Source organism: Listeria rocourtiae FSL F6-920 (assembly GCF_000525975.1).
Lineage (GTDB): Bacteria > Bacillota > Bacilli > Lactobacillales > Listeriaceae > Listeria_A > Listeria_A rocourtiae.
This window is the reverse complement of record NZ_AODK01000104.1, coordinates 1-1,159: the sequence shown is the minus strand read 5'-3', so window position 1 is coordinate 1,159 and position 1,159 is coordinate 1. Positions and strand designations below refer to the sequence as shown.

Below are 1,159 nucleotides of genomic sequence, written 5' to 3'. Positions count from 1 at the left end.
GGCTTTCGAAAAAGTTCCCACAGTTCGGGCATAGCCAAGCGCACTTTTTCCTTTTTAATATTTTCTTACCAACCCTTAGTTTTCCTCCTATCCCTAGTATTCTAAGCGGTGTAGCAGTCATTACACCCTTCAAAGCACCATGACCGGTCGCTTTAATTGCTCCTTTCCAAGTACCTCCACCTTTACGATATTTCCAAAGATATTTCCCTAACCCAATTCCAGAACCGATTGCTGCCGCGGTTATATACCATGGCACAGCGCGTCCATCTGGGTCTATATTCATGACTGGGTTATTGTTGGCATAATTATAACCATTCATTGTCTGAGGATCATCTTCATCGCCAGGCTCTGGTTCATAGTAACGCGCCATCAAATAGTACATGCCGATTTCTTTGTCATACGTATAGCCGGCATAGCCGAATGGGTTTTGTTTGGCTTCATTGGTTGTCTCAATAGCTTGTAGGACGTTCCCCCATGCATCGTAGCTATACTCTGCCACAAGGTCACCAGCTTCATTGGTTAGGGCAACCACATCACCCTGCGCATTGTAGTGATAGAAAACGGTTTTTGCACCCACTTTCATCGCCATACGCACGTTGCTATCCGAATAGACATATCGGCGTTGCACCGTGCCTGCACCATCTGTCTCGTACAAGACATCGATACTATCGCCATCGTAGTAATACTTCGTTGTTTGGCCATTCACTGTTTTTTCGATACGACGATTATCATCATCGTATTGATACGTGGCGAATGGGGTTGTTTCCCCTTTTTTCGTGATGGCTGTTAACTGGTCTGCCGTATCCCAGGTGTACGTGTATGTCCCATCGCTGAGACGATTCCCATTCGTGTCATACGTTAATGTATCGCCATTCCATGTCGTGAAATATTTTGGACACGACATAAATAGAATTTTATTCGCTTTCTTCTATGAAACTTGCTTCCATATACAAAGAAAGAGCATCACGTTTTTTCAGTGCGCCCTTTCTTTGTTATTTAGATGACTGCTTTACTGCTACTTAAATCTGATTACTTTCTGACCACTTATTTCAATTTTTTCTCTATCTCGTTTTCCCTCGTCCCATCCCAGCGTAGCGCTGTAATGTCTTCTTTTTTCAACCATGTATAGCCATCATAACGTCCTTCTTCTGTCACGTTG

1 pseudogene is annotated in these 1,159 nt (G+C 43.6%); it reads right to left on the bottom strand.

Annotated elements, in window-relative coordinates:
- Nucleotides 1–880: pseudogene (locus PROCOU_RS16040) on the bottom strand (RHS repeat domain-containing protein); the annotation flags it as partial.
- Nucleotides 881–1,159 lie beyond the last annotated feature (279 nt).